A 20,445-nucleotide genomic window follows, 5' to 3' on the forward strand; every position below is an offset into this window, starting at 1 on the left:
CGGGAAGGAGACCTCGTAGACGTCTCGCAGCGAGGCGTGGACCGCGGTGAGGATCGGGCCGAGCGCCGCCACGTCGCCCTCCTCCAGCCGGGACACGGCCTCGGTGACACGGGCGTTCTCGGTCACCACGTGGCGGACCAGCGGGACGAGTTCCACCGGCAGGGCCCGCAGGGCCTGCGGGAGTTCCCCTTCGGGCAGGTCGCGCAGGGCGGGCAGGCCGAGCAGGGCCGCGGCCCGTTCACAGCCCGCGCGCAGGGCCGCGTACGCCCCGTCCCCCAGGTCGTGGGTGACCCGGGTGTCGATCACCAGCAGGCGCAGCCCGTGGCCCCGCAGGTCGAAGGGCACCTGCCGGTGCTTCTCCGGGTGGCGGGCGTCGAGGTGCAGGGCGGCCTCGGCGGTGCAGCAGACGGAGGCCATCTGGTCCATGATCCCGCAGGGGACCCCGGCGAAGCCGTTCTCCGCGCGCTGGGCGGTCCGGGCCAGTTCGGGGCCGGTCAGGCCCAGCCCGTACAGCTCGTCGTACGCGACGGCGACCGCGCACTCCAGGGCCGCCGAGGAGGAGAGGCCGGCGCCGGTGGGGACCGTGCTGTCGAAGTGGAGGTCCGCGCCCCCGACCGCGTGCCCGGCCTCGGCGAGCGCCCAGACCACTCCGGCCGGGTAGCCGGTCCAGCCCGTCACCACGCCGGGGGTCAGTCCGGCGACCTCCACGTCGGTGATCCGGCCGTCGCCCTGCGCGCTGTGCAGCCGCAGCCGCCCGTCCGTGCGGGCCCGGGCGGCGAGCAGGGTGGTCTGCGGGAGGGCCATCGGGAGGGCGAACCCGTCGTTGTAGTCGGTGTGTTCACCGATGAGGTTGACCCGGCCGGGTGCCGCCCAGACCCCGTCCGGGGAGCCGCCGAAGAGCTGCCGGAAGGTGTCGGCGGCCCGCTCGGCCCGGCCGTCCCGCCCGTCGTCGTACCGCTGAACCGTCGCGTTCACGCGAGGACCTCCCGAAGTCGTCGCGCGGCCGCCTCGGGGGCCACGTCGTTGATGAACGCCTCCGTCCCGGACTCCGTCCCCGCGAGGAACTTGAGCTTGTCGGCGGTCCGGCGGACGGTGAACAGTTCGAGGTGCAGGGCCAGTTCCCCGCCCCCGGTACGGGGCGCCTGGTGCCAGGCCGAGATGTACGGGGTCGGCGCCTGCGGCTGCCCCGGTGCGGGGAACAGCCGGTCGAACCGGCGCAGCAGGTCCAGGTAGATGCCGGGGAACTCGGCCCGCTCGGCCTCGGTGAGGCGGGTCAGGTCGGGGACCCGGCGGTGCGGGTAGAGGTGCACCTCGTACGGCCAGCGGGCGGCGTAGGGCACGAAGGCGGTCCAGTGCTCCCCGGCCGTCACCACCCGCTCGGTGGCGGCGCGGGCTCCGGTCAGCAGGTCCTCGAAGAGGTTGCGGCCGGTGGTGGCGCGGTGGGCGGCCGCGGCGGCCGTCATCTTGGCGGTGCGCGGCGTGACGAAGGGGAAGGCGTAGATCTGGCCGTGCGGGTGGGCGAGGGTCACGCCGATCTCGGCCCCCCGGTTCTCGAAGCAGTACACCTGCTCGACGCCCGGGAGGGCGGAGAGCTCCGCGGTGCGGTCGGTCCACGCGTCCAGGACCAGGCGGGCGGCGGCCGGGGTGAGGTCGGCGAAGGCGGCCTCGTGCTCCGGGGTGAAGCACACGACCTCGCAGCGTCCCGTCTCGCCCGCGAGCGAGGGGAAGCGGTTCTCGAAGACGGCCACCTCGTAGTCGGCGGCGGGGACCTCGCCGAGCCGGCCGTCCCGGGAGGGGCAGAGCGGGCACTCGCCGGCGGGCGGGTGGTAGGTGCGGGCCTGCCGGTGGGAGGCGATCGTGATCCAGTCGCCGGTGGCCTCGTCGCGCCGCAGTTGCGGACGGCTGCTCACGCGGTCCAGGGGGCGCAGGTCGGGCGCGTCGCGCACGGCGCTCTCGTCGCTGTCGAAGTAGATCAGTTCGCGGCCGTCCGCGAGTTTCGCGAGGGTCTTCTTCACCCGCCAAGACTAAACAGATCCCAAAGTAAATCAACAGCCTGGCGCGATCATTCCGCCAGAATCAAACAGCGTGCCCGTGCTATGTTGTTGCTTTCCGACCGGATTTCCCCGATCCCCGGGAGTGATCTCGTGGCCGAGCAGGCTGCTCAGCTGGCCCACCAGCGACGCGCGTTCATCCTCGAAGCGGTCCGCCGCGACGGCACGGTACGGGTGGCGGACCTGGTCGGACAGCTCGGCGTCTCGGACATGACCGTCCGCCGGGACCTGGACGCCCTCGCCCGCGGCGGCGCCGTGGAGAAGGTCCACGGCGGGGCCGTCGCCACCGCCCGGACCAGCGGACACGAGCCCGGATTCGACGCCAAGTCCGATCTGGAGGGCGCCGCCAAGGCCGCCATCGCGGCCACGGCCGCGAGCCTGGTGGAACCGGGCAGCGTGGTCGCGCTCTCGGGCGGCACCACCGCCTACGCCGTCGCCGCCCGGCTGCTCGACGTACCGCGGCTCACGATCGTCACCAACTCCCTCCCGGTGGCCGACCTGGTGCGGGCCGCCGGCCAGGACGGCGGGGCCGCGGCCCCCACCCTGCTGCTCACCGGCGGCTCCCCCACGCCCTCGGCCGCGCTGGTCGGCCCGCTCGCCGACCTGGTGATCGGCTCCCTCCACGTGGACCTGCTGATCCTGGGCGCGCACGGGGTGACGGAGGAGGCCGGGCTGACCACCCCCAACCTCACCGAGGCCCAGACCAACCGGGCCCTGGTCGCCTCGGCACGCCGGATCGCCGTCGTCGCCGACCACAGCAAGTGGGGCGTGGTCGGGCTCAGCGGTTTCGCGGCGCTGGAGCAGGCCGACTGGTTCGTGACCGACGCGGGCATGCCCGCCCCGGCGCGCGCCACCCTCGCGGAGTCCGTCGGCGAACTCCTGGTCGCGGGCGTCAGTTGACGGTGACGGTCACGGTCGGGGAGACCGCGTCACCGGCCGTGACGCGCAGCTCTTCCTTGCCCTTGCCCCTGAAGGTGTTGTCGAAGGAGTAGCTGGAACCCTGCTTGACCGTGGTGCTCGCGCGCAGGGTGGTCCACTTGCTGCCGTACTTGTGCTGCAGCACGACCTTGGTGCCGATCGGCAGACCCTTGGTACGGCCGGTGAAGGTGACCTTCTCGCCGGCCTTGACCGCGGTCGGGGTCGCCTTGAAGGTGATCTCGCCGGCCGCCTTCGACGGCGACGCACTGGGCGCCGCGGCGGCGGTCACTCCCGGCGCCCCGGACCCGGGGGACGCCGCGACGGCGACACCACCGGTGAGCAGTACGGCGGACAGGGCGCCGACGGCGGCGATCCTGCCGATGCGACGTGGTGTGGTCCTCACGGTGGGCTCCCGTTTCGACGGAGGTCCCCCCACACGGCCCGAACCGGTCCGATGCTAGCGGCGCCCGCCCCGGACCGGCGACTCGATCAAGAAGAACGCCTGGTCGGAGGGCGGGTCCGCGGTCTGCGCTCTGCGGTCCGCGGTCCGTCGTCAGTCGACCCCCAGCAGGCGCCTCCTGTCCTCGGGGCGGGCGGCGAATTCCTCGCAGGGGGCCCGGTGGACGATGCGGCCCTTCTGCATGACGGCCACGTCGCGGGCGACGGACAGCGCCAGCCCCAGGTTCTGCTCGACGAGGACCACCGTCATGCCCTGCGCGCTCACCTCGCGGATCACCTCGCCCACTTGGGCGACGACGGCGGGAGCGAGGCCGTCGGACGGTTCGTCGAGGAGCAGCAGCCGCGGATTGCCCAGCAGGGCCCGCGCGATGGCGAGCATCTGCTGTTCCCCGCCCGAGAGTTCGTCGCCCCGGTGCCCGAGCCGCTCCCCCAGCCTCGGCAGCAGGTCGAGGATGCGCGTACGGGTCCACGGCCCCCGTCCGGCGCGGCGCGGGGAGGAGATCGCGAGGTGTTCGGCGACGGTGAGCGGGGCGAACACCCGGCGCCCTTGCGGTACGACGCCCACCCCGGCCCGGGCGATCACGTCGACGCGGGACCCGGCGAGCTCCCGGCCGTCGATGCTCACGCTCCCCTCGTACGGCCGGACCAGCCCCATGACGGTCGAGACGAGGGTGGTCTTCCCGACCCCGTTGCGCCCGAGGACGGCGAGGATGCCGCCGGCGTCGAGGTCCAGGTCGACGCCGTCCAGGACGGTTCCCCCGGCGTAGCCGGAACGCAGTGCGCGCACGCTGAAGAACGGATTCACGAGGCGGCCTCCGTGGTGCCGAGATAGGCGCTCTGGACCTCGGCGGAGGCCCGTACCTCGTCCGGGGAGCCCGTCGTGAGGTGTCTGCCGAGGTGCATGACCGTCACTCTGTCGGCGAGCTCGAAGAGCATGTCGAGGTCGTGTTCGATGAGGAGTACGGTCACTTCGCCCGGGAGGGCGGCGATCAGTTCGGTGAGCCGCGCCGTCTCCGCCGGGGACATGCCGGCGGCGGGCTCGTCCAGCAGCAGGAGCCGGGGTTCGGTGGCCAGGGCCACGGCCACCTCCAGCTGCCGTCGTTCTCCGTGCGAGAGTTCGCCGGCCGCGATCCCGGACCGGCCGGGCAGGCCGACCCGTTCGAGGAGTTCGTGGGCCCGGGCCACGGCCTCGGTCCGGGCCGCGACCTTGCGCCAGCCGCCGAGTCCGCCGCCCGCCCGCCGCAACACGGCGAGCAGGACGTTCTCCAGCACGCTCTCGCGCAGGAAGAGGCTGGAGTGCTGGAAGGTCGCCGCGACGCCGAGCCCGACCCGGCGGTCGACGGGCAGCCGGGTCACGTCCTTTCCGTCGAAGAGGATCTGCCCGGCGGTGGCCGGGCGCGTTCCGGAGATCAGGCCGAACAAGGTGGACTTCCCGGCCCCGTTGGGGCCGATGACCGCGTGCCGCGCGCCCGCCCGGACGGTGATGCCGACCTCGTCGACGGCCTTGAAGGAGCCGAAGTGCCGTGACACCTGCCGTAGTTGCAGCAGGTCGCGATCGGTCATGCCGTCCTCTTCCGGGTGAGCCTGGGCGGGAGTCGTACGCCGGCCAGCCCGCGGGGCAGCGCGTAGACGGCGACGACGAAGAACAGTCCGAGCAGCAGCGGCCCGCGGCCGGCGACGGCTTCGAGGTTCCCGAGGTAGTCACGGGTGAGCCAGACCAGCGCGGCCCCGACGCAGGCCCCCCACATCGAGCCGGAGCCGCCGATGACGACGGCCAGCAGCGCGAGGGCGGCGATCTCGAAGCCGGCGTCGCCGGGCGAGACGAACCGCTGCACCGACACCCACAGGCCGCCGGCGACTCCGGCCAGCGCCCCGGCACCGCAGTAGACGGTCAGGGCGTACCGCCGGGTGGGGTAGCCGATCGCGCTCATGCGGCGCTCGTTGTCGCGGATTCCGCGCAGGGCTAGGGCGAACGGGGTGGCGCCCAGCCGGGACACGGCCGCGAAGAGCAGCAGGAACACGGCCAGGACGTAGAAGTACACCAGTCCGTCGAGTTCCAGCGCGGGCATGCCGGGCAGCGGGACCACGGGCGGGATGCCGGACAGTCCGTCGGTGCCGTTGGTCACGGGCTTCCAGTTGACGGCGGCGCTGTAGACGATCTCGCCGATGGCCAGGGTCAGCATGAGGAACACCACGCCCCGGGCCCTGACGGCCAGCCATCCCGTGGGGACCGCCACGAGCGCGGACACCCCTGCGGCCACGAGGAGTTGGAGCACCCCGATGTCGGTGAGGCGGGTGGCGACGATCGCCGCGGTGTAGGCACCGACCCCGAAGTAGGCCGACTGGCCGAGGGTCGGCAGTCCGGTCAGGCCGGTGAGCAGGTTCACGCTCAGGGCGAGGAGGGCGAACACCAGGACGCGCGAGAGGGTGCCGACGGCGTAGGGGCCGAGGACGAAGGGGGCCGCGGCGAGCCCGAGCACGACGACGGCGGTCACGGAGAGCCGCCGGCGTGCGGCGGCTCCGCCGGGAGCGGCGGGTGCGGAGGGTGCGGAGGGGCTCATGTGCGCACCGCCGAGGGGACCAGTCCGTTGGGACGCACGACGAGCACGGCCAGCATGGTGCCGAAGAGGAGGAAGGGCGCGTACTCGGGGAGCAGCGCCACCCCGAGCGTCTGCACCTGGCCGATCAGGAGCGCGCCGGCGAGCGCGCCGCGCACCGATCCGAGGCCGCCCACGACCACGACGACGAGCGAGAGGACGAGCACGGTCTCGTCGACGCCCGGCCCGGGCCCCAGGATCGGGGCTCCCAGGACGCCGCCGACGGTGGCCAGGGCGGCCCCGAGCGCGAAGACCCCGTACAGCACCTTGCGGATGTCGACGCCGAGGGCGCGGACCATGTCCCGGTCCGCGACGGTGGCCCGTACGAGCGCTCCGAGCGAGCTGCGTTCGAAGACGAGGTACACGAGGGCGGCCAGGCCCGCCGCGACCCCGATGAACACGAGCCGGTAGACGGGATAGGCGTGGCCGAGGAGGTCCACCGTCCCGCGCAGCGAGGTCGGCGGGTCCGTGGGCAGCACCTCCCCGCCGAAGGCCGCGGCGAGGAGGTCGGCGACGACGAAGGTGATGCCGAGGGTGAGCAGGGCCTGGTCCAGGTGTCCGCGCCGGGCCAGCGGCTGGGTGAGGAACGTCAGCGCCGCCCCGCCCATGGTGCCGACCAGGGCGCCGGCCGCCAGGGCGAGGAGCAGACCCGGGAGGGTCCCGTCGGAGAGCGCGTAGGCGACGTACGCCCCGGCGAGGTAGAGCGTGCCGTGGGCCAGGTTGAGGACGTCCATCATCCCGAAGACCAGGGAGAGTCCGACCGCGATCGTGAACAGCAGCAGACCGAAGGCGACCCCGTCGATGACGCTGACGAAGTTGCCGTCCAAGATTCCGGTCATGTCAGCCGCCCAGCCGGCCGAGTTCGGAGGTCACGGTGTTGGCGCCCTGCTTGACCTCGCGCAGGTACCAGGGCTGGACGGGCGTGCCGCCGCTGTTGAACCGCCAGGTGCCGCGCGGGCTGTCGATGTCCCCCACCTTCGCGATGGCGGCGTTGACGGATTCGGAGGTCACCGTGGAGCCGGCCGCCCCGATGGCCTTGTCGAGTACCTGCGCCGCGTCCCAGGAGGCCATCGCGTAGGTGGTCGGGACCGATCCGTACGCGGCCGTGTAGGCGGGTGCGAACTTCTTGTTGGCCGCGTTGTCCAGGTCGGCACCGTAATTGAGGGCGGTGAACACGCCGTTGGCCGCGTCTCCCTGGCCCTTGAGCACGCCGCCCTCGGTGAGGAAGCCGGGCGCGTAGAGCGGGATCCTGCCCGCCAGTCCGAAGTCGCGGTACTGCTTGACGAAGTCGACGGCCGCGCCGCCCGCGTAGAAGCAGAAGACGGACTTGGCCCCGGACTTCTCGATCTGCGCCAGGTACGGCTGGAAGTTCTTGGTGGCGGGGAACGGCGTGTAGACTTCTTCGCCCGCGATCCTGCCGCCCGCCGGGAGGAAGGTGGACTTGAAGCCCTCCACCTCGTCCTTGCCCGCCTGGTAGCCCGCGGCGATCAGGAAGACGGGGCCGTCGGCCTTCTCGGCCACGTGCTTGCCGAGCGCCTTGCCGGGCTCGTCGTTGACGTACGAGGTGCGCCAGATGTACTTGGTCCCGGTCAGCGTCGTGGGCGAGGCGTTCGAGCCGACGAGGGGGACCTTGCCGTTCTCGAACAGGTCCTTGACCCCGTTGATGGTGGCCGAGCTCACCACTCCGCTCACCGCCAGCACCCGGTCCTGCTTGACCAGTTTCTCGGCCGCCGCCTTGCCCGAGTCGGCCGTCTCCCCCTCGTCCGCGACCACGATCTCCACGGCGCGGCCGCCGAGCTTGCCGCCGTGCTGGGCCACGTAGAGCTCGAAGCCCTGCTTCATGTCGTCGCCCAGCGCCTTGTAGGTGCCCGACTGCGGGACGAGGAGCCCGATCTTCACGGGCCCGTTCTGCTGGGTGTCCCCGTCTGTTCCGAGGCTGGCACCACCACACGCCGTGGCCAGCAAGAGGGCCGTTGACACGGCGACCAGACCAACGGGACGAAACCGACCTGCCATGGGAACTCCGTACGTCGTCAACCAGCCTCGGAAGCCTGGATGTTGCTGATGCGGGGGGAGGAGTGACACGTGTCTATCGCGTAATTACGACGACCGTCAAGACTTCTCGATATTCCCGCCCACCCCGAAGCCGGAGCCCTTGACCCTGTCCCGGCGTATGCCGTATCACTAGCCATCGTCAATTTCACGCTATGCCGTTTCGGCAGCGGGCCCATGATCAGTCAGGGAGTGAAGCACCATGACCGACGATCCATCGCGGCGCAAAGTACTCAGGAACAGCGGGGTGTTGGCGGGCGCCGCACTGGTCTCCGGCCTCTCGGGCGGGCACGCGGCCCAGGCCGCCCCGCGCGCGGACGAGCCCTCGCCCGTCGTGGAACTCCCCGCGGGCCGGCTCCGCGGAAGCACCGAGGGAGGCCTCGCCGTCTTCAAGGGCGTGCCCTACGCGGCCCCGCCGGTCGGCGCGCTGCGCTGGCGGCCTGCCCAGCCCCACCCCGGATGGCAGGGGACGCGCGAGGCGACCGCGTTCGGACCGAGCGCGCCGCAGCCCTACCGGGAGGGCGGCGACCCGGTGCTCGGCCCGCACGGATCGCCCCCGTTCGACGAGGACTGCCTCACGCTCAACGTCTGGACCCCCGCGGCCGACGGCGCGAAGCGTCCGGTGATGGTCTGGATCCACGGCGGCGGCTTCATCTCCGGATCGGGTTCGGTACCGGGCTACTCCGGCGAGACCTTCGCGCGCGACGGGGACCTCGTCGTCGTGACCGTCAACTACCGGCTCGGTCCGCTGGGTTACCTCTACTTCGGCGAGGACGGGGCCGGCGGGAACTTCTGGCTCACCGACCAGCTCGCCGCGCTGCGCTGGGTACGGGAGAACATCGCCGCGTTCGGCGGCGACCCGGACGACATCACCCTCGCCGGTCAGTCCGGCGGCGCGTTCTCGGTCGCGGCGCTCGCCGGCGTCCGGCCCAAGGGCCGCCCGCTGTTCCGGCGCGCCATCCTGCAGAGCCCGCCGCTCGGGCTCCAGATCCCCACGCGCGCCGAATCGCTCCAGCGCACCGCCGCCTTCCTGGACATCCTCGGGGCCAAGAACGTGGCGGAACTGCGCGCCGCGCCCTGGCCCCGCCTGGTCGCCGCCACCTTCGAGATGTTCGGGCGCACGGGCCGGTGGGGTTACTGGTCGACCCCGTTCCTGCCGGTGCTCGACGGGGTCACGCTGGACCGGAACCCCGCCGATCTGCTGCTCGGCGGCGCCGGGGCGGACATCGACGTACTGATCGGCTGGACCAGGGAGGAGGCGAACTTCGCCTTCGGGCTCAACGACCAGTACGCCGCCGCGACGAAGGAGCAGGTGCTCGCACGGGTCCGGGACACCTTCGGGAACCGGGCGGACCAGGCGTACACCGCGTACGCCGAGGCCCGTCCGGGCGCCCGCCCGGTGGACGTGCTCATGGACCTGATCGGCGACGACCTGTTCCGCATACCCGCCCTGGAGCTGGCCGAACGCCGGGCGGCCCGCGGACGCCCGGTCTGGGCCTACCAGTTCAACCTCCCGACGCCCGCGCACGGCGGCCGGCTCGGCGCCGCGCACTGCCTGGAACTGCCCTTCGTGTTCGACAACTTCGACAAGTGGTCGCAGGCGCCCTTCCTCACGGGGCTGGCCCCCAGGGTCCGCGACGGCCTGGCCGGAACCATGCACGCGGCCTGGATCTCCTTCATCCGCACCGGGGACCCCAACCAGCACCCCGTGCCGCGCTGGGGTCGCTACGAGCAGGAGTCGCGCACGACGATGGCCTTCGACTCGGTCACCACCGCCGTCGACGACCTCGCGGGGCACTGGCGGCGCCTGCACCGGCAGGCGCCGTAGGCCACGCCGTCCCGCGGCGCCCCGTCGGAGCTCCCGCCCTCAGGGGTGCCGCGGTCAGAGGTGGCGCGGTCAGAGGTGCCGCAGGACGGCGGCGGTGAACTCGGCCGTGGAGGCCTCGCCTCCGAGGTCGCGCGTGCGCACCGGGGTGGTGGCCAGGACCCGGGCGACGGCGTCGGTGATCTCGGCCGCCGCCCCGGGGTGGCCGAGGTGGTCGAGCATCATCGCGGCCGACCAGATCGCGCCGATCGGGTTGGCGATGCCCTGCCCTGCGATGTCGGGGGCCGATCCGTGGACCGGCTCGAACATGGAAGGGCTGTCGCCCCGCGGGTTCAGGTTGGCGGACGGGGCGATGCCGATGCCGCCGGCCACGGCCGCCGCCAGGTCGCTGAGGATGTCCCCGAAGAGGTTCGACGCGACCACCACGTCGAACCGCGCGGGATCGAGGACGAACTTGGCGGCCAGCGCGTCTATGTGCTCCTGGTCCCAGTCGACCGCGGGATGCCCGGCCGAGCGCTCGGCCACCAGCTCGTCCCAGAACGGCATGGTGTGCACGATGCCGTTGGACTTCGTCGCCGACGTGAGCCGGCCACCGCGCCGTTCGGCGAGGGCGAAGGCGTAGTCCACGACCCGGGTCACTCCCGCCCGAGTGAACACGGCCTGCTGCACAGCCATTTCATCGGGGCCGCCACGGTTCATCCGGCCGCCGATCTCGCTGTACTCGCCTTCGGTGTTCTCCCGGACGACCACGAAGTCCACGTTCCCGGGGGTGGCCGCGCGGACCGGGCTGGGCAGGCCCTCGAACACCCGGATCGGGCGGAGGTTGACGTACAGGCCGAAGGCCCGGCGGATCGGGATGAGCAGCCCCCACAGGGAGACGTGGTCCGGTACGCCCGGGTAGCCGACCGCGCCGAGCAGGATCGCGTCGTGGCGGCGGAGCCGGTCCAGGCCGTCCTCGGGCATCATCGATCCGAGCCGCAGGTAGCGCTCGCACGACCAGTCGAACTCCTCGTAGCCGAAGCCGATGCCGTGGCGCTTCCCCACGGCTTCGAGTACCTCGCGTGCGGCGGGGAGGACTTCGGCGCCGATGCCGTCACCGGGGATGAGGGCGATGCTGTGGTTCGTCATGGTCCGCATTCCAGCAATCGGGCGCCGTCCGGGTCCAACACGCATGTCCGATGTGCCTCATAGGCCGGGCCTATCGGTCGGGCCCATCGGTCGACGGCCGCAGTGCGGTGTCCAGGAAGGCCTGGGCGGCCGGAGTCAACGGCGACTTGCGGCTGATCATGACGTCCTGCTGGAGCGCGGCCGGCTCCAGGTCGAGGACGAGGGCGCCCGCCCGCTCGGAGAGATCGGCCCAGGACCGCGTGACCACCGCCAGCCCCACGCCCGACAGCACCAGCGGCAGGAAGGCCATCCGGTGCTCGGTCTCCACGGCGATGCGGACGTCGATGCCCTGGGCCCGCAAGTCGTCGACGTAGGAGCGGATTCCGGTCCCCCGCTGCCCGACGATCAGCCGGTGTCCTTCGAGTTGTTCCCGGCGGACCGGCCGGCCCGCCGGGAAGGGCCCGTCGCCCGGGGTGACCAGGACCAGCCGGTGCTCCCCGAGCGGGTGCGCGACCACGTCCGGACCGCGCAACGGGGACGTGGTGGTGAGCAGCCCGAGCTCGCACCCTCCCGTGCGCACCATCTCGATCACGTCCGCGCTGGTCAGAGCCACGCGCAGGCTGAGGGAGACGGCCGGGTGCCGGTCGGCGAAGCGCCGGACCATGGTGGTGAGGGGTTCGATCGCGGGTGAGGGCATCGCGGCGATGCCCAGCCGCCCGCCGCGCAGTTCACGGACGGCGCCGACGCTCGCCCGGGCCAGCTCCAGGGCGTGCAGGGCCTCGCGCGCCGTGGGAACGAGCGCGGTGCCGGCCTCGGTCAGGACCACCTTCCGGCCGATCCGGTGGAACAGCCCGCTGCCCAGGTCGCGTTCCAGCACCTGGATGGCCTGGGACAGCGAGGGCTGGGACACGTAGAGCGCCGCGGCCGCGCGGTTGAAGCCGCCGTGGTCCACGATGGCGAGGAAGTACTCCAGTTGCCGGAAGTCCACGGCTCAGTATCGCCGCCCGTCCGCGACGAACCGTACGGTCCCGTCGCCGTCGCGTCGCAGGAGACCCGCGGTGGGGGCGGGGAAGTGCGTGCCGATGACCAGCGTTCCCGTGTCGGCGTACCGTTCGACGAACGCCCGCCGGGTGGCCGTGGCGAGGGCCGCGTCGGCGTCGGAGATGCTGGCGACGCCGGGTTCGGCGAACTGCACCGGATGGTGCACGAGGTCACCGGTGATCACGGCGCGCTCCTCCCCGGATTCGATCACGACCGCGACCTGTCCCGGGGTGTGCCCCGGAACGGCCTCCAGGCGCACGCCTTCGCACACCCGGTGATCGGTTTCGACGAGGTCGACGAGGCCTTCGTCGAAGAGGGGCCGCATCGTGTCCTCGAGGCCGGTCTCCTCCGTTTGCGCCACCTCCGTCCAGTGGTCCCATTCCACGCGCGTGACGAGGTGCCGTGCGTGCGGGAACGTCGGCACCCACTTCCCCTCCACCAGGTGCGTGTTCCACCCGACGTGGTCGAAGTGGAGGTGGGTGCACACGACGGTGTCGATCGACTCCGGCGGGTAGCCGAGGGCGGTGAGCTCCTGGAGCCACGGCGAGTCCAGCATGCTCAGGAACGGCACCGAGGCGCGGGCGTTGCCCACACCGTTGTCGACCAGGATCCTGCGCGTTCCGGTGTCCACGACCAGCCCGTGCACCGAGATCACGAAGGTGCCGTCCGCCCTGGCGAAATCCGGCCCGGGCCACGGATGCCGCTCCAGGAGCCCGGTGTCGTCCGTCACCAGGGCGGCCCCGGAGGGGACGGGCAGCTCCGCCTCCACCACCTTGTGGACCGTCGTCGTTCCGATGCGCCACGCCGCCATCCGAGCCTCCACTCTCGCCAGAGATCGAAGAATATTGACGATCGCCATAAATACGCAATACCTTGCCGCCGAAGGCTTCGCTCACCTGGATCGCCTCGCACCTCGATCACCTCGGCGGAAGGAAGCATCGGATGGGTCTCGCTCAGGACCGCACGGCGGCTCCCCTCGTGAACACCACCTCGGGCCGGGTACGCGGCCTCGTCGAAGGCGGCCTCGCCGTGTTCAAGGGCGTGCCGTACGCCGCGCCGCCCGTCGGCCCCCTCCGGTGGCTCCCCGCACAGCCCCATCCGGGCTGGACCGGGACCCTCGACGCGACCGCGCACGGCCCGAGCTCACCGCAGGCCGTGCGCGAGGGCGACCCCGTACTCGGCGGCCACGGCTTCCCGCCCTTCGACGAGGACTGCCTGACGCTCAACGTGTGGACGCCCGGCGCCGACGACGCGCTCCGGCCGGTCCTGGTCTGGATACACGGCGGCGCCTTCATCTCCGGTTCCGGCGCCATGCCCAACTACTCCGGCGAGACCTTCGCCCGCAACGGCGACCTGGTGGTGGTGAACCTCAACTACCGGCTCGGACCGCTGGGCCTGCTCCACATCGCCTCGGGCGACGGCACCGGACACGCCAACGTCTGGCTCACCGACCAGCTCGCCGCGCTGCGCTGGGTCCAGGAGAACATCGCCGCCTTCGGCGGGGACCCCGGCAACGTCACCGTCGCCGGGCAGTCGGCCGGCGCCCTGTCCACGGCGATGCTCGCAGGTCACGTCGGCGAGGACCGCCTCTTCGGCCGGGCCGTGCTCCAGAGCGTGCCGCTCGCCATGCCCCTCGCCACGCCCGCCCAGGCCCTCGCCCGGACCTCCGCCTATCTCAAGATCGCGGGCGCCGCCGACGTGGACGAACTGCGCACCATGCCGTGGCCGCGGCTGGTCGAAGCCACCGCCGGACTCCTCGTGGACACCATGGAATGGGGACACTGGACCGCCCCCTTCATGCCGGTGCTCGACGGTACGACGGCGGCCCGGCAGCCCGCCGAGAACCTGCTCGACGGGCCGGGCGCCGACCTCGACGTCCTCATCGGCTGGACCGGGGAGGAATCCTCCTTCACCTTCGCGCTGGGCGAGACGTACGCGACGGCGACCAGGGAGCAGGTGCTGCGCCGGGCGCGGGACTCCTTCGGGGACGGCGCGGAGGAGGCGTACGCCGCGTACGAGGCCGCCCGCCCGGGCGCCCGGCCCGTCGACGTCCTCGTCGACCTGAGCACCGATGAATTGTTCCGCAAGCCCACCCTGGCGTTCGCGGAGGCGCGGGCGGCACGGGGCCGCCCGGTCTGGGCGTACGCGTTCGACTTCCCGACGCCCGCGCACGAAGGCCGGCTGGGCGCCCCGCACTGCCTCGACCTGCCCTTCGTCTTCGACAACTTCGACAGCTGGTCGCACGCGCCGTTCCTGGCGGGAATGGACACCAGGATCCGAGACGGACTGGCCAGGACCGTGCACCGGGCATGGATCTCCTTCATCCGCACCGGCGACCCCAACCACCCGGCCCTGCCCCGCTGGAACCGGTACGACCGGCAGTCCCGGACGACCATGCACTTCGACACCGTCACCCGGGCCGTGTCACGTCCCGCACCCCGCTGACGGTCACGAGGGAGCCGCCGACGGCTCGTGGCCCGGGGGGTGGGAGCCGTGGTCGCCCTGCTCATCGTGGTCGCCGTGGTCGCCGTGCGACGGGGGCGCGTCCAGGGTGCCGCCTAGTGCCGCCCGGAGAGGGGAGAGGGCATCCGGTGAGGGCCCGGTGACGATCCAGAGGTCCCCGACGAGGTACGCACCGCCGTACTGGCGCGACTCCGCCAGCCAGGCGGCGCGCCCCTCGGCGGCGGCGAAGGTGACCAGCCGGAAGGACCGGGATCCCGCCTCGCAGGCCCCCTCCCGCAGCTCCTGCGCGTCGACCGTGACCTCGGGGAGGCAGCCGATCGCGGCCGCGAGCCGGTCCAGCGGTGCGGGGGCGGCGGCCGGGGCGGCGGACCCGACGGGGGCGGCGGCCGGGGAGGGCCCGGCCCCCGTCCCGCAGCCGCCGCAGAACAGCGAGGCCAGCAGTACGGCGACGCAGGGCACGAGGTGGCGGGCGTCGACGGCCGGCGCGGGCCGGTTGGCTGCCACGGCCGGTCAGCCGGCCGCCGGGACCTTCTTGCCCGCGTCGTTCACCGCGAACCAGAGCCCCTGCTTTCCGTGTCCGTTGGTCTGTCCCGGCGCGGTGTCCCCGGTGAAGAGGTAGACCGGCCAGCAGTCGATCGTCAATTGCTCGCTGCCGTCGGGGCGTTTGACCGATCCGACGAGACGCGCCGGAATTCCCGAAGCTTTTTCCTTGTCCACGGGCGCGGCCGGTTTCCAGGTGTTCAAGCAGGCATCGAGGCAGCCGAATTTCATCGGCCAGGCACTGTCCTTGTCGAACCGGTAGAGCGTGCGCCCCTCGGCATTCACCAGGATCTTTCCGAGTTCCGGGTCGGCGGCCACGGAGAGCCCGGCGCCTTCCGCGTTCCCGGCGCCCTCACCCTCGGCCTTCCCGTCGTCGGCCTTGCCGGCCGCCTTGCCGGCCGCCTTGTCGGACGCCTTCTTGCCGTCGGCCGCCACCGCGTGCCAGGTGCCGCCGACGCCCTCGCCCTTCGCCTCGCCCGCCCGGGTGTCCTTCGCGTACCGGTACACGGGCCAGCCGCCGAGCGTGAGCTGGCGGACCCCGTCGGGCCGGTCGACCGCGCCCAGCAGTCCCGCGTCGATCCCGGCCGTGACCTGCGCGTCGTTCGCCGGCACCGGGGGCCACAGGGTGGCGCAGTCCGCGGCGCAGTTCGACCGGGGAGGCCGGTCCGTGTCCTTGTCGAAGCGGTAGAGGGTGGCTCCGGCGCCGTCCGTGACCACACTGCCGACCTCGCGGATCTCCCGGACCGACAGCCGGCCGGCCGGGGCGGCGGAGGCCGCCGGGTTCGCCCCCGAACCCGAGTCCGAGGATCCGTATCCGGAGTCGTAGGCGTCGCCGAGGGCCTGCTCGGCCCCCGCCGGCCGGACGGCGGTCACCCCGCCGGGGCCCGCTTCGCCGCTGCCGCATCCCGCCGCCAGGAGGAGTACCGCCATCACCGATCCGGCGGCCGTGGTCGCTCGACGCCTCTTGCCCATGATGTGCTCCTTCGGTTTCCGCCCCGCGCGCATTCGGTCCTGCGCGTTTCCACTCGGGTTATTCATAAGCCCTGCGGGGCCCACCGAATTCGAAATCCCGGGAATTTGTCAGATCGCGCCAAAGCGTGAACTCGGCCCGGCGGAAGCCGTTCACCTCCGGCTCCCCGCCCCCTCATTCCTGGATGCGCAGCGCGAGCGCGGGACAACGGCGCACCGCCCGCAGCGCTTTGGGCCGCAGCGGCCCCGGGACCGGCATGACGCCCTGCGCCGGGTAACCGTCCTCGTCCAGCCGGACCACGTCGGGCAGCAGGTCCACGCACAGCCCGTGCCCCTTGCACAACGTCCAGTCCACGACGAGGCGTTCGGGGCTCTCGTCGCTGGGCAGCGGCAGGGCCCCCAGCACGCTCCGCCCGCAGCCGCTGCCCAGCGCGTGGTCGCGGAACTCCTCGGGGAAGACGGCGAGCGCCGAGGCCACGAAGGAGGAGGTGCCGTCCGGGTGGGAGCACGCGCCCCGGCCGCGCACCCCGCGCATCCTGGCCTGCACCGCGTCGAGGGCGGCCCCGCCCCCGCCGGACACCAGCCGTTCCACCGCGTCGGCGAGCGAGGGCAGCCCCCGTACGCACGGACCGCACTGGCCGGCCGACTCCCGGGCCATCCACCGGGTCACCCGGGCCACCTCGCCCGCCGGGCAGGTGTCCTCGGGCAGCGGCAGCACGGCGCCCGCGCCGAGCACCGCGTCGTACGCGGCGAGGGACCGCCGGGACAGGACGGCCTCGCGCGCCGCCGCCGGGTCCAGCCACCGGCCGTGGTAGCCGCCGACCAGCACCCCCTGCCCGGGCACCGTGCCGCACAGGTCCAGTACGTACGCCAGGGAGGTGCCGATCGGTACCTCGACCACCGTCGCCCCGGCGACCGTCAGCAGGGTGGTGCCGGGCTCGGCGTGCGTGCCCGCCGCGCGGTACTCCGGGGCGCCGAGCCGGACGGCGACCGCGAGTTGCGCGTACGTCTCGGCGTTGGACAGCAGGGTGGGCAGCCCGCCGAGCCCCCGTTCGCTGGTCCGGACCTTCTGGCCGGAGGGCAGGGCCGGGCCGCCGTCCAGGCCGTTCACGAGGGCCGTCCCCTCGCCCGTGACGAAGCGTTCGGGGAGCAGTACGACGCGGACGCGGCGGCCCGCCGGGCCCCGTTCTGCCACGGCGGCGCGGATCGACTGCTCCACGTCCGGCCGGGTGACGCCGACGACCACGTCCTCGGCGCCGAGCGCGGCGGCGGCCAGCAGGGCGCCGTCCAGCACCAGGTGCGGTACGTAGAGCAGCAGGGCGGCGTCCTTGAGGCAACTCGGCTCCCCCTCCGTGCCGTTGACGACGACGGCACAACGCCCGCCCTGCCCGCGGGCGTTGCGCATGACGGCCCGGAGCTTGCGGGCGAACGGGAAGCCCGCTCCCCCGCGGCCGCCGAGGGCGATCTCCTCGGCGAGTTCCACCAGCGCCTCGGACGGGTAACGGGGCAGCGCGCCGTGCACCCCCAGATGCCCGGCGCGGTCGAGCCGGGCGGCGGTGTCGAGTCCGGCCAGCAGCCGGGGGCGCCCCACGCAGCCGAGCGCGGGATGCGCCACGCCGCTCACCGCCGGCCCCGTACGCCGTCGAGCGGTTCGGCGGACCAGTCGGGCGCCGGCTCCGCGGGCCAGTCCGGCGGCCAGTCCGCGGACCAGTCGACGGGGAGCCCCTCGGCCGGTCCCGGCCCGCCCCGGCCGGACGCCCCGGGGCCGGGCTGCCGGGCCAGCCGCGCGGTCAGCAGCTCCGCCGCCCACTCCGCGGGCCTGCGCACGAACGGCAGCGGGTTCCTGGGCGGCGCCTGCCCCGGCGCACGGGGCGGAACGGGCGGGACGGACGGCAGGGACGGTCCGGCCGGTCCCGCGGGCGGCACCGCCGGCCCCGTACGGGGCTGCGCACGCGGGCTCGTACGCGGCTTCGCGGCCGACTCCGCGCGCAGCCTCGTACGCAGCCGTACGGCCAGCACCCCCGCGACGGCGACCAGGCACAGGGCGTACGCGGCCGTCACCCAACCGCTCGCGGAGCGGCCCGACTTGAGCCCGTGCACCAAGGACGCCCCCCAGGCCGGATAGGCGCCCATGTGCAGGGCCCGCCACCACAGCGACCGGCCCCGGGTGGCGAAGGCGCTGCGGACGGCGCCGGAGACGGCCACGGCGACGAAGAGGTATCCCGCGAGGCTGCCGAGCCCGATGAGCAGCGGCTGCCGCCCGTCGGCGAAGGGCAGGACCACGGCCCCGGCGTCGACCCGGGACCGGGCGACCTTGATCCAGACGTGCAGGACGAGGAAGCCGAGCCCGGAAACGGCGAGGCCCCGGTGCACTCCCTGGGCGACGAGGCGGTGCCCGGAGGCGAGCAGCGTGCGGTCCGTGGCCGCCAGGCCCCACAGGACGGCGCCCGTGAGCGAGACGAGCGAGAGCACGCCCGCGCCGTGGTCGAGGAAGTCCCACAGGTGGGTCAGGGCGCCGGCCCGGGCGGCCACGGAGAGGGCGGCCAGGGCCGCGAGGGCCGCCGCGCCCAGGGCCACGGGGTGCAGACCCCCGGCGGCGGACAGCAACGGCGGGCGCCGCACGGCCCGTCGGCCGGCGGCAGCGGCGGGAGCCGCGCCGGCGTGACGGCGGGTACGTTCTCTCGCGCGGCGGGCCCGGTGCGAGCGGCGGGGCATGCGGGGCTGGGGCAAGGGCATGTGGTCTCCCATACGGCCGAGCCCGAGCACTTCCACCTCGCGCTCGGCGCCCGGGGGTAGACGTCGCAACCGCTCCTCGACGGGCGGGAGATGGGCGTCAGGCCCACCGGGCCGGCCGGGAGCGGGGCCGGAGGGCAGAAGCATCGTGGAGCCGTGCAAGCCCTCCACGGGATTTATCGAAACGTGATAATTTCTGGCCCTCGCACAGCCATCGCATCGAACATCCCCGGAAGATTCCCTTCCAGTGGTGCGGTTGCGACGGGGTTGACACCTGATCCGCCGCCGCACCTCCCCGACGGCGATCGAGCCGATGCCGCGGGACTGCAGGCTTGCCACCCTCCCACGGTGCGAGCCATACCCCGGCTTGAACGAGGTAACAATGTGCGAACTTCTGAACCGCATCTGGTCCCGCCCACGCGGCGAGTGGACCCGTGTCCTGCGCAAGGAACTGCCCACACTGGCCGCCAAGATGGTGGAGGAGCTGCTGGAGACCGTCCCGGGATTCGCGGCCCTCGTCGAGGACGTCGACGACGAGGTGGTCAGACAGAAGATGGAGGCGGCCCTGCTCTCCGCCCTCGGTTACCGCGAGGGCGCCGGAGAGGGACGGACCGACACGTGCGCGGACCCGGACACCGAAGCCGAAGCCGAAGCTGAGGCCGGGACCGCTGCCCGAGCCCGTACCCGGGCCCACGGCGGGGCCGAGGCGGACGCCGAAACGGAGCCCGGCTCGGACGCCGACCCGGAGCCCGGCTCGGAGGCCGAACACTCCCGTTCGCACGCCCCCGACCGGACCCACTCCCACGCCCGTACGCACGATGCCTTCCGCGGCGCGGAGTTGAAGCCGCTGCAGGCCGTTCCGCTGCAACGGTTCGGCTCCGTCCGCGAACGCGCCCGGCGCGAACTCTTCGCCGTGCTCACGGGTGAGACGCAGCTGCGCGGACCGGCCCTCGCCGAACTGGCGAACGCGGCCGGCTGGCCGCTGCCCGTCGCGGTACGGGCGGTGGCCCTGGCCTCGCCCGGCGAGACCCAGCAGCTCGCGGCCCTCCTCGACGACTGCCTCGGCGGCATGGTCGGAGGCCAGCCCTGCCTGCTCGTCCCCACCCCGGACCCGGAGGACCGTACGGCTCTGGACTGCGCCCTGCGCGGCCGGCTCGCCGTGGTCGGCCACCCGGTGGCGCCCGGCGACACCGCCTCCTCCCTCCGCTGGGCGGTGCGCCTGCTGTCGCTCACCCCGGCCCCGACCCGGTCCGGGTCCGAGGCCCGGGCCCTCTTCGTCGACGACCACCTCTCGACCCTGCTGCTGCTCCAGGACGAGCCGCTGGCGCACGCGCTCGCCGCACGCTGGCTGCGCCCGCTCGCGGATCTGACCCCCCGCCAGAGCGAACGCCTCGAAGTGACCCTGCTCGCCTGGCTGGAGGGCGGTGGGGCGCCCGAGGCGGCGAAGGCGCTCAGCGTGCACCCCCAGACGGTCCGCTACCGCATGCGCCAGCTGGAGAAGCTGTTCGGGCCCGGCCTGCGCGACCCCCGCACCCGCTTCGAACTCGAACTCGCCCTGCGCAGCCGCAGGCTGATGGCCCAGGTACGGCTCCGGCCGGTCCGTGGGATACGCCGGGCGCGCAGCGCCGCCGACCTCCGTCCGGCGCTCGGAGCGGGCCGGATGGCCCGGGTCAACGGCCTGTAGTCCCAG

General features: G+C 73.4%; 19 protein-coding genes. 4 read left to right on the forward strand and 15 right to left on the reverse strand.

Translation table 11 applies throughout. The features are described from left to right. Together ACWGDE_RS20375 and galT are read right to left on the reverse strand one after the other, a co-directional pair. The coding region (locus ACWGDE_RS20375) for a galactokinase (RefSeq protein ID WP_453390396.1) at window positions 1-975 on the reverse strand (975 nt) is incomplete at its 3' end. Further along, on the reverse strand, window positions 972-2,015 hold the full coding sequence (gene galT, locus ACWGDE_RS20380) for a galactose-1-phosphate uridylyltransferase (RefSeq protein ID WP_453390397.1): 1,044 nt from the start codon (window positions 2,013-2,015) through the stop codon (window positions 972-974). The genes galT and ACWGDE_RS20375, both read right to left, overlap by 4 nt. 129 nt (window positions 2,016-2,144) lie before the next feature. Between galT and ACWGDE_RS20385 the strand changes: the two genes are divergently transcribed. Next, window positions 2,145-2,951, forward strand: coding sequence for a DeoR/GlpR family DNA-binding transcription regulator (locus tag ACWGDE_RS20385; RefSeq protein ID WP_453390398.1), 807 nt, complete (start codon window positions 2,145-2,147; stop codon window positions 2,949-2,951). On the opposite strand, the gene ACWGDE_RS20390 is transcribed toward ACWGDE_RS20385, so the two are convergent. The 6 genes from ACWGDE_RS20390 to ACWGDE_RS20415 all read right to left on the reverse strand — a co-directional run bounded on the left by ACWGDE_RS20390 (window position 2,944) and on the right by ACWGDE_RS20415 (window position 7,924). Then, window positions 2,944-3,372: a hypothetical protein gene (locus ACWGDE_RS20390; RefSeq protein WP_453390399.1), complete on the reverse strand. Its 429-nt coding sequence runs from the start codon at window positions 3,370-3,372 to the stop codon at window positions 2,944-2,946. The genes ACWGDE_RS20385 and ACWGDE_RS20390 overlap by 8 nt on opposite strands. Window positions 3,373-3,522: 150 nt before the next feature. After that, window positions 3,523-4,233, reverse strand: a complete 711-nt coding sequence (locus ACWGDE_RS20395) for an ABC transporter ATP-binding protein (protein ID WP_453390400.1) — start codon at window positions 4,231-4,233, stop codon at window positions 3,523-3,525. Beyond that, window positions 4,230-4,991 (reverse strand): ABC transporter ATP-binding protein, encoded by a 762-nt coding sequence (locus tag ACWGDE_RS20400; RefSeq protein ID WP_453390401.1) that lies wholly within the window; start codon window positions 4,989-4,991, stop codon window positions 4,230-4,232. Before ACWGDE_RS20400 ends, ACWGDE_RS20395 begins: the two co-directional genes overlap by 4 nt. Beyond that, on the reverse strand, window positions 4,988-5,989 hold the full coding sequence (locus tag ACWGDE_RS20405) for a branched-chain amino acid ABC transporter permease (RefSeq protein WP_453390402.1): 1,002 nt from the start codon (window positions 5,987-5,989) through the stop codon (window positions 4,988-4,990). The genes ACWGDE_RS20400 and ACWGDE_RS20405 overlap by 4 nt, the downstream gene beginning before the upstream one ends. Continuing rightward, window positions 5,986-6,864, reverse strand: coding sequence for a branched-chain amino acid ABC transporter permease (locus tag ACWGDE_RS20410; RefSeq protein ID WP_453390403.1), 879 nt, complete (start codon window positions 6,862-6,864; stop codon window positions 5,986-5,988). The genes ACWGDE_RS20405 and ACWGDE_RS20410 overlap by 4 nt, the downstream gene beginning before the upstream one ends. 1 nt (window position 6,865) lies before the next feature. Further along, entirely contained in the window at window positions 6,866-7,924 is a 1,059-nt protein-coding gene (locus ACWGDE_RS20415; RefSeq protein ID WP_453390404.1) for an ABC transporter substrate-binding protein, read from the reverse strand. 355 nt (window positions 7,925-8,279) lie between these two features. Between ACWGDE_RS20415 and ACWGDE_RS20420 the strand changes: the two genes are divergently transcribed. Beyond that, window positions 8,280-9,905, forward strand: a complete 1,626-nt coding sequence (locus ACWGDE_RS20420) for a carboxylesterase/lipase family protein (protein ID WP_453390405.1) — start codon at window positions 8,280-8,282, stop codon at window positions 9,903-9,905. A gap of 69 nt (window positions 9,906-9,974) precedes the next feature. Here the strand turns inward: ACWGDE_RS20420 and ACWGDE_RS20425 are convergent, their stop codons facing one another. The 3 genes from ACWGDE_RS20425 to ACWGDE_RS20435 all read right to left on the reverse strand — a co-directional run bounded on the left by ACWGDE_RS20425 (window position 9,975) and on the right by ACWGDE_RS20435 (window position 12,861). Continuing rightward, window positions 9,975-11,030 carry a tartrate dehydrogenase gene (locus ACWGDE_RS20425; RefSeq protein ID WP_453390406.1) on the reverse strand — a complete coding sequence of 352 codons (1,056 nt, stop codon included), beginning with the start codon at window positions 11,028-11,030 and terminating at the stop codon, window positions 9,975-9,977. Between the two features lie 70 nt (window positions 11,031-11,100). Continuing rightward, complete coding sequence (locus ACWGDE_RS20430; RefSeq protein ID WP_453390407.1) at window positions 11,101-11,997, reverse strand: LysR family transcriptional regulator; 897 nt, start codon at window positions 11,995-11,997, stop codon at window positions 11,101-11,103. Between the two features lie 3 nt (window positions 11,998-12,000). Beyond that, on the reverse strand, window positions 12,001-12,861 hold the full coding sequence (locus tag ACWGDE_RS20435; RefSeq protein ID WP_453390408.1) for an MBL fold metallo-hydrolase: 861 nt from the start codon (window positions 12,859-12,861) through the stop codon (window positions 12,001-12,003). A gap of 131 nt (window positions 12,862-12,992) precedes the next feature. On the opposite strand from ACWGDE_RS20435, the gene ACWGDE_RS20440 reads away from it, so the two are divergent. Next, window positions 12,993-14,495, forward strand: a complete 1,503-nt coding sequence (locus tag ACWGDE_RS20440) for a carboxylesterase/lipase family protein (protein ID WP_453390409.1) — start codon at window positions 12,993-12,995, stop codon at window positions 14,493-14,495. 3 nt (window positions 14,496-14,498) lie between these two features. On the opposite strand, the gene ACWGDE_RS20445 is transcribed toward ACWGDE_RS20440, so the two are convergent. The 4 genes from ACWGDE_RS20445 to ACWGDE_RS20460 form a co-directional block, all read right to left on the reverse strand. Continuing rightward, a complete protein-coding gene (locus tag ACWGDE_RS20445) occupies window positions 14,499-15,017 on the reverse strand; it encodes a hypothetical protein (protein ID WP_453390410.1) in 519 nt (172 codons plus the stop codon). A 6-nt stretch (window positions 15,018-15,023) separates the two neighbouring features. Further along, complete coding sequence (locus ACWGDE_RS20450) at window positions 15,024-16,025, reverse strand: SCO0930 family lipoprotein (RefSeq protein ID WP_453390411.1); 1,002 nt, start codon at window positions 16,023-16,025, stop codon at window positions 15,024-15,026. A 172-nt stretch (window positions 16,026-16,197) separates the two neighbouring features. Next, window positions 16,198-17,637: an NADH-ubiquinone oxidoreductase-F iron-sulfur binding region domain-containing protein gene (locus ACWGDE_RS20455; RefSeq protein ID WP_453390412.1), complete on the reverse strand. Its 1,440-nt coding sequence runs from the start codon at window positions 17,635-17,637 to the stop codon at window positions 16,198-16,200. 5 nt (window positions 17,638-17,642) lie between these two features. Beyond that, window positions 17,643-18,758: a hypothetical protein gene (locus tag ACWGDE_RS20460; protein WP_453390413.1), complete on the reverse strand. Its 1,116-nt coding sequence runs from the start codon at window positions 18,756-18,758 to the stop codon at window positions 17,643-17,645. Between the two features lie 379 nt (window positions 18,759-19,137). Here ACWGDE_RS20460 and ACWGDE_RS20465 point away from each other — a divergent pair, with 379 nt between their 5' ends. Next, window positions 19,138-20,439: a PucR family transcriptional regulator gene (locus ACWGDE_RS20465; protein WP_453390414.1), complete on the forward strand. Its 1,302-nt coding sequence runs from the start codon at window positions 19,138-19,140 to the stop codon at window positions 20,437-20,439. Window positions 20,440-20,445: the final 6 nt, after the last annotated feature.

The sequence above is a fragment of the Streptomyces sp. NPDC054956 genome (assembly GCF_053609185.1).

What these genes read in the sequence shown, in the direction of transcription:
- ACWGDE_RS20400 (WP_453390401.1), bottom strand. Translation starts at nt 4,991, where the DNA reads ATGACCGATCGCGACCTGCTGCAACTACGGCAGGTGTCACGGCACTTC.
- ACWGDE_RS20405 (WP_453390402.1), bottom strand. Translation starts at nt 5,989, where the DNA reads ATGAGCCCCTCCGCACCCTCCGCACCCGCCGCTCCCGGCGGAGCCGCC.
- ACWGDE_RS20410 (WP_453390403.1), bottom strand. Translation starts at nt 6,864, where the DNA reads ATGACCGGAATCTTGGACGGCAACTTCGTCAGCGTCATCGACGGGGTC.
- ACWGDE_RS20420 (WP_453390405.1), top strand. Translation starts at nt 8,280, where the DNA reads ATGACCGACGATCCATCGCGGCGCAAAGTACTCAGGAACAGCGGGGTG.
- ACWGDE_RS20425 (WP_453390406.1), bottom strand. Translation starts at nt 11,030, where the DNA reads ATGACGAACCACAGCATCGCCCTCATCCCCGGTGACGGCATCGGCGCC.
- ACWGDE_RS20435 (WP_453390408.1), bottom strand. Translation starts at nt 12,861, where the DNA reads ATGGCGGCGTGGCGCATCGGAACGACGACGGTCCACAAGGTGGTGGAG.
- ACWGDE_RS20440 (WP_453390409.1), top strand. Translation starts at nt 12,993, where the DNA reads ATGGGTCTCGCTCAGGACCGCACGGCGGCTCCCCTCGTGAACACCACC.
- ACWGDE_RS20450 (WP_453390411.1), bottom strand. Translation starts at nt 16,025, where the DNA reads ATGGGCAAGAGGCGTCGAGCGACCACGGCCGCCGGATCGGTGATGGCG.
- ACWGDE_RS20460 (WP_453390413.1), bottom strand. Translation starts at nt 18,758, where the DNA reads ATGCCCTTGCCCCAGCCCCGCATGCCCCGCCGCTCGCACCGGGCCCGC.
- ACWGDE_RS20465 (WP_453390414.1), top strand. Translation starts at nt 19,138, where the DNA reads ATGTGCGAACTTCTGAACCGCATCTGGTCCCGCCCACGCGGCGAGTGG.